General features: G+C 73.9%; 10 protein-coding genes. 3 read left to right on the forward strand and 7 right to left on the reverse strand.

Annotated elements, in window-relative coordinates:
* Positions 1–195: SDR family oxidoreductase (locus AB0B41_RS41785; RefSeq protein ID WP_358212609.1), on the forward strand; the 195-nt coding region annotated here is incomplete at its 5' end.
* Between the two features lie 5 nt (positions 196–200).
* Here AB0B41_RS41785 and AB0B41_RS41790 read toward each other — a convergent pair.
* The 4 genes from AB0B41_RS41790 to AB0B41_RS41805 all read right to left on the reverse strand — a co-directional run bounded on the left by AB0B41_RS41790 (position 201) and on the right by AB0B41_RS41805 (position 2,969).
* Complete coding sequence (locus AB0B41_RS41790; RefSeq protein ID WP_358212610.1) at positions 201–587, reverse strand: YkvA family protein; 387 nt, start codon at positions 585–587, stop codon at positions 201–203.
* A 79-nt stretch (positions 588–666) separates the two neighbouring features.
* Complete coding sequence (locus AB0B41_RS41795; protein ID WP_156067113.1) at positions 667–834, reverse strand: hypothetical protein; 168 nt, start codon at positions 832–834, stop codon at positions 667–669.
* Positions 835–1,026: 192 nt separating this feature from the next.
* Positions 1,027–2,052, reverse strand: a complete 1,026-nt coding sequence (gene dmpG / locus AB0B41_RS41800) for a 4-hydroxy-2-oxovalerate aldolase (protein WP_358212611.1) — start codon at positions 2,050–2,052, stop codon at positions 1,027–1,029.
* Complete coding sequence (locus AB0B41_RS41805; RefSeq protein ID WP_358212613.1) at positions 2,049–2,969, reverse strand: acetaldehyde dehydrogenase (acetylating); 921 nt, start codon at positions 2,967–2,969, stop codon at positions 2,049–2,051. The genes dmpG and AB0B41_RS41805 overlap by 4 nt, the downstream gene beginning before the upstream one ends.
* A 155-nt stretch (positions 2,970–3,124) precedes the next feature.
* Between AB0B41_RS41805 and AB0B41_RS41810 the strand changes: the two genes are divergently transcribed.
* The gene (locus tag AB0B41_RS41810) at positions 3,125–3,946 is read left to right on the forward strand and encodes a PadR family transcriptional regulator (RefSeq protein WP_358212614.1); all 822 of its coding nucleotides are present in this window, start codon (positions 3,125–3,127) and stop codon (positions 3,944–3,946) included.
* A 66-nt stretch (positions 3,947–4,012) separates the two neighbouring features.
* Here the strand turns inward: AB0B41_RS41810 and AB0B41_RS41815 are convergent, their stop codons facing one another.
* The 3 genes from AB0B41_RS41815 to AB0B41_RS41825 all read right to left on the reverse strand — a co-directional run bounded on the left by AB0B41_RS41815 (position 4,013) and on the right by AB0B41_RS41825 (position 6,756).
* Complete coding sequence (locus AB0B41_RS41815) at positions 4,013–4,402, reverse strand: SCO5389 family protein (protein WP_358212616.1); 390 nt, start codon at positions 4,400–4,402, stop codon at positions 4,013–4,015.
* Between the two features lie 37 nt (positions 4,403–4,439).
* The gene (locus AB0B41_RS41820; protein WP_358212617.1) at positions 4,440–5,393 is read right to left on the reverse strand and encodes an ATP-binding protein; all 954 of its coding nucleotides are present in this window, start codon (positions 5,391–5,393) and stop codon (positions 4,440–4,442) included.
* Between the two features lie 76 nt (positions 5,394–5,469).
* Positions 5,470–6,756, reverse strand: a complete 1,287-nt coding sequence (locus AB0B41_RS41825; RefSeq protein WP_358212619.1) for an MFS transporter — start codon at positions 6,754–6,756, stop codon at positions 5,470–5,472.
* A gap of 269 nt (positions 6,757–7,025) precedes the next feature.
* Here AB0B41_RS41825 and AB0B41_RS41830 point away from each other — a divergent pair, with 269 nt between their 5' ends.
* A complete protein-coding gene (locus AB0B41_RS41830) occupies positions 7,026–7,964 on the forward strand; it encodes a PAC2 family protein (protein WP_358212621.1) in 939 nt (312 codons plus the stop codon).
* The last annotated feature ends 347 nt before the right edge of the window (positions 7,965–8,311 follow it).

An 8,311-nucleotide genomic window follows, 5' to 3' on the forward strand; every position in this document is an offset into this window, starting at 1 on the left:
GCGCAGGCCGCCGAACGCCGCGGGGTCACCGTCGAGGAGGTCCTGGCCGAGCGGGCCGCCGAGTCGCCCCTGGGCCGGCTCGTCACGCCGGACGAGGTCGGCTGGGCCGTCGCGACCCTGCTCGCGCCGGAGGCCGCCGCCCTCCACGGCGCCACGCTCGCCCTCGACGTGGGCGCGCGGCACGGGCTGTTCTGAGAGCGTTACCCGACCAGCTCGCCGTCGACCACCTGCGGGCGGCCGTCGCGCTCCCACTCGAGGAAGCGCTGGGTCTCGACGAGCAGCGCGCCGCCGAGCCAGAGGGCCACGACGCCGTCGTCGACCAGCCCGAACACCGAGGTCAGCGCCTCGGGCACGAGGTCGACGGGCGACACGAGATAGGCGATCGCCAGCACCAGCAGGCCCAGCCGGCCGCGGGTCAGGACGCCGGAGTGCCCGCTGAGGGCGCCGGTCACCATGCGGGGCAGTGCGCGGGCGCGGTCGCCGAGGCCGGGCGAACCCGGCTTGCGGCTCTGCACGATCACGCGGGCCAGGGTCAGGAGCGCGGCCCGCCGCCCGGCGGACGAGCGCGAGCCGGTGGTGGTCGTCATGTCCGCTTCAACGCCGGCCGGACCCGGCGCGTTCCGCCCGGAACGTGACGGTCGCAACGCCGGCGGCGCGGATTCACGGTCAGCGCCGGACGCGGCCCTCGCCGTCCCGGGTCGACAGCGACCACACCACGACCCCGGCGAACACGAGCGCCCCGACCGCGACGGCCCACGCCAGCACCTGGTACAGCGCCCCGGCCAGCGTGAACGCCAGCACCACGAGGAGCGCGGCCCCGAGCACCCGCAGCATGGACACCTCCGACTCGCGTGCGACGTCCGCCCAAGGATCTCACGAACCGGACGAACGGGACCAGCGGAGGCTGAACGGGTGATCCGTGCCACACCGGACAGGGTGACGGCTTACGGACGGATCGCCATCACCACGGCCTCGGGCGCTGCGACCCGAACTCCTCGACCCCGTCGATGACGTGCCCGAAGGTGCTCACCGCTCCCCCGCCAGCTCGATCGCCAGGTCGATGATCATGTCCTCCTGGCCGCCCACCAGGCCGAGCTCGCCGCAGCGCTTCAGGATCTCGTGGGCCGGCACCGTGTACCTCTCGGCGGCGGCCTCGGCGTGCAGCAGGAAGCTCGAGTACACCCCGGCCCAGCCCTGCACGATGGCGTTGCGGTCCATCTTCGGCCAGCGCGTCAGGTACGGGCGGACCACGTCCTCGGCCGCGTGCAGCAGCCCCATGACGTCCAGCCCGGTGTCCACGCCGAGCCGGTCGAACACCGCGGCGAGCACCTCGGTGGGACTGTTGCCCGCGCCCGCGCCGAGCGCGCACAGGGACCCGTCGATGTACCGGACGCCGACCTCCTGGGCGATGACGGAGTTCGCCACGCCGAAGGACAGGTTCTGGTGGCCGTGGTAGCCCACCCAGGCCTCGTCTCCGACCTCGGCGACCAGCGCCTCGAAGCGGGCGCGCGCCTCGTGCATGAGCAGCGCGCCCGCCGAGTCGGTGCAGTAGGGGGCCTGGCAGCCGGCGTCGACCATGATCCGGGCCTGCTTCGCGAGGTCCTCCGGCGACGTGCGGTGCGCCATCATCAGGAACCCGGCGGTCTCCATGCCGAGGTCACGGGCCGCGGCGAAGTGCTGGGGCGAGACGTCGGCCTCGGTGCAGTGGGTGGCGACCCGGACCATGCCGGCGCCGTGGTCCCGGGCCCGCCTGAGGTCGTCGACGGTGCCGATGCCGGGCACGAGCAGCACCGCGATCGTCGCCTGCGTCACCTCCTCCCGGGCGGCGGCGATCAGCTGCATCTCGTCGGTGCGGGAGAAGCCGTAGTTGAAAGACGACCCGCCGAGCCCGTCCCCGTGGGTCACCTCGATGACCTCGACGCCGGCCGCGTCGAGCGCGCGGACGGTGTCCCGGACCTGCGTCTCGGTGAACTGGTGCGCCATGGCGTGGCTGCCGTCGCGGAGCGTGGTGTCGACGATCCGGACGTCGTGGGCGAGCTGCGGGCGCGTCATGCCGGGGCTCCGATCGTCTGCTGCGCGATCTTCTGCAGGGCCATCAGCTCGCCCACGCGTGCCGCGGCGGCGGTCATGACGTCGAGGTTCCCGGCGTAGGGCGGCAGGTGGTCGCCGTTGCCCGTGACCTCGAGGAAGGCGGCCACGCGAGCGTGGTCGCCCCAGGCCTCGCGGGGCTCGTCGAACTGCGGCTCCGCGCGCAGGGTGTAGCCCGGGACGTACTGCTGGACCTCGGCGACCATCTCGTGGATCGACGCGGCGATCGCGGCGCGGTCGGCATCGGCGCCGATCATGCAGAACACCGTGGCCCGCATGATCATCGGCGGCTCGACCGGGTTGAGGACGATGATCGCCTTGCCCCGGTCGGCGCCGCCGACCTCCGCGACCGCGCGCCCGGTGGTGTGGGTGAACTCGTCGATGTTCGCCCTGGTCCCGGGGCCGGCGCTGCGCGAGGCGACCGAGGCGACGATCTCGGCGTAGGGCACCGGGGTGACCCGCGAGACCGCGTGCACCATCGGGATGGTCGCCTGCCCGCCGCAGGTGATCATCGAGACGTTCGGCGCGTCGAGGTGCGCGTGCAGGTTCACCGGGGGGCACACCATCGGGCCCAGGTGTGCCGGGGTGAGGTCGACGGCCCGGATGCCCGCCTCGGCGTACCGCGGGGCGTTCGCGGCGTGGGCCTTCGCCGAGGTCGCCTCGAACACGATCTCCGGCAGCGGGTCCTGCCGCAGCAGCCAGTCCACCCCCTCCGCCGACGCCGCGAGCCCCTGCTCGCGGGCGCGGGCGAGGCCGTCGGACTCCACCACCCCGACCATGTACCGGACGTCGATCACGCTACTGCGGCGCAGCTTGGCGAGCAGGTCGGTGCCGATGTTGCCCGGTCCCACGATCGCCGCCGTCACCGTTCCAGGGCTCATGGGACGAGGCTGGCAGTGCGGGCACGCGAGCGGGAAGCCGCGCGTTTCCCGCACCGGAACAGAGACTCAGGGTTGCATCGCCGATAGGTACCGATATATCGTGATGGCACACGAGCTACCGACCAAGGAGGCTCACGACGAGCAGGAGACACACCATGTCTGCCGACAACCCCACCTGGGACTTCCCCTTCGGCCCGCGCTTCGGCGGGTTCGGCCCGGCGTTCGGACCCGGCTTCGGCCCGCGCGGTCGTGGCGGCCGCGGTGGCGGACGCCGTGGCGGCCCGCACCGCAGGCCACCCTTCGGCCCCTTCGCCGACACGGCCCCGGGAGCGCCCGACGTGAACGTGAACGTGAACATCGACGCCGAGGACGGGGCCGAGCGCCTCCGTCGCCGGCACGGCGGCCCGCGGTTCGGCCCCGGCGGTCCGGCCGGACCCTTCGGTCCCGGCTTCGGCCCCGGCGGGCCGTTCGGGCGCGGCTTCGGTCCGGGTGGCCGTGGCTTCGGCCCCGGCCGGCGCGGCCCCGGCGGTCGCGGGCGGCGCGGGCGCGGCGACGTCCGGCTGGCCGTCCTCGCGCTGGTCGCGGAGCAGCCGCGGCACGGCTACGAGATCATCCAGGAGATCGCCGAGCGCTCCGGGGGGCGCTGGAAGCCGAGCCCCGGCTCGGTCTACCCCACCCTGTCGCAGCTCGAGGACGAGGGCCTGGTCCGCGTGGAGCAGACCGACGGCCGCCGCGTCGTCCAGCTCACCGAGGCGGGCACGGCGTACGTCGAGGAGCACCGCGAGGAGCTCGACAAGGTCTGGTCCGCCTTCGACGGCGAGGAGGACGGCCCCGACGCGGCCCTCTGGCAGCAGCTCGCGCAGCTGTACGCCGCCGCCCAGCAGGTGATGGCGACCGGCACGCCCGAGCAGATCGCGACGGCCACCGAGGCCCTCACCGAGGCCCGCAAGACCATCTACCGGTTGCTCGCCGAGTGACCCGATGAACGAACGGCGCTCTCGCTCACACGTCGTGATCGAGAGCGTCGTTCGCGCATGACGGGATCAGCAGTCCCGCAGCTCCGGGGACTGGTTCAGGATCTGCCCGCGCGGGCTGATGAACTCGCGGTAGATCTCGGAGTCGACGGCGGCCGGCGTGAACGCGGCGACCCGATGGCAGTTCTGGAAGGCCAGGACCACGCCGAAGTGCCGCTCGAGGGCGCCGCGGATCGACGTGCTCGCGAGCGCGCGCAGCAGCTGGCCGCGCTCCTTCTCCGACGGCGGCGGGACCTCGTGCTCGCCGAACGGCTTGTCACCGGTGCGGTCGGCGGCGGCCGCCGACACGACCTCCCACGCGTAGGGCAGGGAGTCGCGGACGACGGCGAGAAACTGCGCGTCGTCCATCTCGCGGCGCTCGGCAGCCTCGAGGACGGCGGTGGGGACGTCGAGGGACATGGCTTCCTTTCTGCAGGTGAACAGGAGGTCTGGCGGATCAGGCGCGCTGCGGCGCCACGGGCAGGAAGTCCGGGACCACCTGGGCGGCGAGGTCGACGCCGGTGGCGCCGTTGCCCCAGGCCCGGGCGTTGCGCAGGTGGAACTCGATCGTGTCGCGGTGGTAGGCGGTCCAGTCACGGGTGCGGCCGTCGAGGTCGGCGAGGATGCGGGCCAGCACGGTGAGGTTGGCGGGCTCCAGCGCGTCGACCGGCCGGACCTGCCCGCGCTCCGCGGCGCGGACCCAGGCGGACTGGGAGAAGCAGCCGATCAGCGCGTCGCCGACCGCGTCGCGCAGGTAGGCGACGTCGTCGGCGTCGGTCACCTTGTTGCCCACCACCCGCAGCGCCACCCCGTGGTCGGCCGCGTGCGCCGCGTACTGCGTGTAGACGCCCACCCCGCGCCGGGTCGGCTCGCACACCAGCACGGTGAGGTCGAAGCGGGTGAACAGGCCGGAGGCGAAGGCGTCGGCGCCGGCGGTCATGTCGACGGCGACGTACTCCCCCGGCCCGTCGACCAGGTGGTTGAGGTAGAGCTCCACCGCGCCGGTCTTCGAGTGGTAGCAGGACACGCCGATGTCGGACTCGTCGAACTCGCCCGTCACCAGGTACCGCACGCCGCCGACCTCGGCCGAGTAGCGGCGCAGCAGCTCACCGGTGGGGTCGAGGTCCAGCAGCCGCGAGCCGGGGCCGGGCGGCGTCGTCTTGATCATGACGTCGGCCGAGGGCAGCAGCGGGTTCGCGCCGCGCAGATGGTCCTTCAGCCAGGTCAGGTCGCTCCCCAGGGCACGCGGCGGGGTGGCCTCCGGGTCAGCCCCCAGCGCGACGCCGAGGTGCTGGTTGATGTCGGCGTCGATCGCCAGGACCGGCAGACCGCGGCCCGCCACGTAGCGCGCGAAGAGCGCCGCCGTCGTCGTCTTGCCGCTGCCGCCCTTGCCGACGAACGCGATCCGCACCGTTCCCGCTCCCCTCCGTCATCGAGGATGGTAACGGTAACGATGTTCACCAACGAGTGATCGACTCGGGGGTCCCCTACGCGCGGCCACGCCGTTCGCGGACGAACTCGCGCAACGTGGGGACGACGGTGCCGGCGTCGCGGAGGTTACGGCGGGCCCGCGCGCGCATCACGACGATCCCCACCAGGGCGATCACCCAGAGGGCGTACTGCACCGCCCAGGCCGCGCGGAACGCAGCGGGGGTGTAGCCGCCGAGGGCGTCGAGCACCAGCCCGACCACCAGGGCCAGCACCAGCGACGCCGAGAACCCGCCGACGTTGACGATCCCGACGGCCGTGCCCTGCCGCCGGCTCGGGTTGAAGGTGCGCGCGTAGTCGAACCCGACCATCGAGCCGGGCGGCCCCAACGCCAGCACGACGACGAGCACGACCAGCAGCCACAACGGCGCGGGCGGCGGGATCAGCAGCACGACCGTCCAGGTCGCCGCCGTCAGCACGATCACCCCGATGACCAGGTACGAGCGGCGGAACGGGTGCCGAGCGGTGAACGTGCCGAACAGCGGCCCCGCCACGATCCCGACGGCGACGAGCAGGGTCAGCAGCGCACTCGCCGCCCCCTGCCCCACGCCCTGCCCCGCGACCAGGTACGGCACGCCCCACAGCAGGCCGAACACCGTCCCGGAGAACTGCGTGCCCATGTGGGTGAAGAAGCCGAGCCGGGTCCCGGGCTCGCGCCAGGAGGAGCGCAGTCCGTCGAGCACCTCGCGCGGGGTCGGCGCGTCCGGCCGGGCCGGGCCGCCGGGCGGGCTCTCGCGGAACACCGCGAGCACGGTCAGTGCGGACAGCACGCCGAGGCCCGCGGCCGACAGGAACGCCGGCGTCCAGCCCGGGCCGTGCAGGATCGCCGCAAGGGGGACCGCGGAGAGGACCTGGCCGATCTGCCCGAGCAGGCCGGTGAGCTGGGTGAGGACGGGGACCTGGCGGGCCGGGAACCAGGCGTTGAGCACCGACAGCACGCTGATGAAGGTGAAGGCGTCGCCCGCGCCGACCAGCACGCGTGCGGCAATGGCGAGCGGCAGCGAGGTGGCGAGCGCCAGCGTGGCCTGGCCGGCCGCCATCAGCAGCGCACCGGCCAGCACGAGCGCCTTCGCGCCGAACCGGTCCAGCAGGACGCCGGTGGGGACCTGCAGCGACGCGTAGACCAGCAGCTGCAGCACCACGAACCCGGAGAGCACCGCCGGGGTCGCGCCGAAGCGCTCGGCCGCGTCGAGCCCGGCGACACCGAACGACGTCCGGTGCATGACGCCCACGAGATAGGCCAGAAGCCCCGCCGACCAGACCAGATACGCGCGCCAGCTCCCCATGACGGGTCCGATCCTCCGTCATCGGACGACGACACGCCCGCGTCCGCCGACGACGTCACGCCCGGTCGGGGTGGGATCACACCCCGATCACGGGGCGAGCACTGGGCAGCACTGGGCAGCACTGGGCAGCAGCCCGTTCGTCGTGCGGGTCCCGGCCGAACCGGGTCCCGTGGGCGCATCGGGCGCGAATGGGGGGATGCTGTGCGGGCGGCCGGGCGTTGCAGGCAAGGATGGAGCCCGCAAGGGCCGCCGACGAGGAGGTACGACAGGTGCTGGATCCCGCGGAGCTGTACCGGGTCGAGGAGGGCGTGACCGCCAACCCCGACGGGTCGGTGCTCGTGGTCGTGCTCGACGGGTTCGTCGACGCGGGCGGTGCGGGGCGGCTCGCGGTCGAGGCGCTGCGCGAGGGCAAGGAGCCGCGCACGCTCGCCTCCTTCGACGTCGACCAGCTCGTCGACTACCGCTCGCGCCGGCCGCCGCTGACCTTCGACACGGACCGGTGGGTCGCCTACGAGCCCCCGGTGCTCGACGTCGTCGCCCTCACCGACGCCGCCGAGGCCGAGTTCCTGCTGCTCGCCGGCCCGGAGCCGGACACCCAGTGGGAGCGGTTCGTCGCCGCGCTGGAGCAGCTCGTGGAGCGGCTGAACATCCGGCTCGTGGTGACCCTGCAGGGCATACCGATGGCCGTGCCGCACACCCGCCCGATCGGGGTCACCGCGCACGCCTCGCGCAAGGAGCTGGTCGAGGGCCACGAGCCCTGGTTCGCCGAGGCACAGGTCCCCGGGAGCGCGTCCGCGCTGCTGGAGTACCGGCTCGGCGAGGCCGGGATCGACGCGATGGGCTTCGCGGTGCACGTGCCGCACTACCTGGCCCGCGCCGAGTACCCGCAGGCCGCGCGCACCCTGCTCGACCACACCGCCGTCGCCACCGGGCTCTACCTGTCCACCGAGGAGCTGTCGAAGGCGGCCGAGCGCACGGACGCCGAGATCGCCGAGCAGGTGGCGGGGTCGAGCGAGGTCGCCGAGGTCGTCGAGGCGCTGGAGAAGCAGTACGACGCCGTCGCCGCCGGCCGCGAGCGCAGCTCCGGCGGGCTCGGCGGGGACCTGCCCAGCGCGGACGAGCTGGGCGCCGAGGTCGAGCGCTTCCTCGCCGGCCAGGGCGACGACAAGGAGGGCGGGTTCGGGGAGGGCGGCGAGCCGGGCCGCTGAGCCCCGCCCACCCCGCGACGCCGAGGGCAGCTGAGAGCAGCTGAGACCTGGGGGCGGGTCACGCCGTCACCTCAGCCCACGCACAGGCGCCCCACAGGTTCGGCGCGGACTCTCGGTGGTGCGGCGCGGTGGCGTCGGCCGGAATCCCCCCTCACGGCCCGCCCCGCGCCCCCTACCTCGGGAGGTGCCCGCATGACCCCGGCGACTGTCCCCGCGCGGCCGACCGACCGCCTGCCCCGCGGCGCGTCCGCCGGCACTCGTCCCGTACCGCGCTGAGAAGGCCTGACGGCGCGGCCGGGACCGGGACGTGAGCACCGGCGGGGACGACCCGAAGGCGGCGGAGGGCG

Source organism: Pseudonocardia sp. NPDC049154 (genome assembly GCF_040648315.1).
Lineage (GTDB): Bacteria > Actinomycetota > Actinomycetes > Mycobacteriales > Pseudonocardiaceae > Pseudonocardia.

Coding starts and splice junctions, on each gene's coding strand:
- AB0B41_RS41790 (WP_358212610.1), bottom strand. CDS start 587: ATGACGACCACCACCGGCTCGCGCTCGTCCGCCGGGCGGCGGGCCGCG.
- AB0B41_RS41795 (WP_156067113.1), bottom strand. CDS start 834: ATGCTGCGGGTGCTCGGGGCCGCGCTCCTCGTGGTGCTGGCGTTCACG.
- dmpG (WP_358212611.1), bottom strand. CDS start 2,052: ATGACGCGCCCGCAGCTCGCCCACGACGTCCGGATCGTCGACACCACG.
- AB0B41_RS41805 (WP_358212613.1), bottom strand. CDS start 2,969: ATGAGCCCTGGAACGGTGACGGCGGCGATCGTGGGACCGGGCAACATC.
- AB0B41_RS41810 (WP_358212614.1), top strand. CDS start 3,125: ATGTCTGCCGACAACCCCACCTGGGACTTCCCCTTCGGCCCGCGCTTC.
- AB0B41_RS41815 (WP_358212616.1), bottom strand. CDS start 4,402: ATGTCCCTCGACGTCCCCACCGCCGTCCTCGAGGCTGCCGAGCGCCGC.
- AB0B41_RS41825 (WP_358212619.1), bottom strand. CDS start 6,756: ATGGGGAGCTGGCGCGCGTATCTGGTCTGGTCGGCGGGGCTTCTGGCC.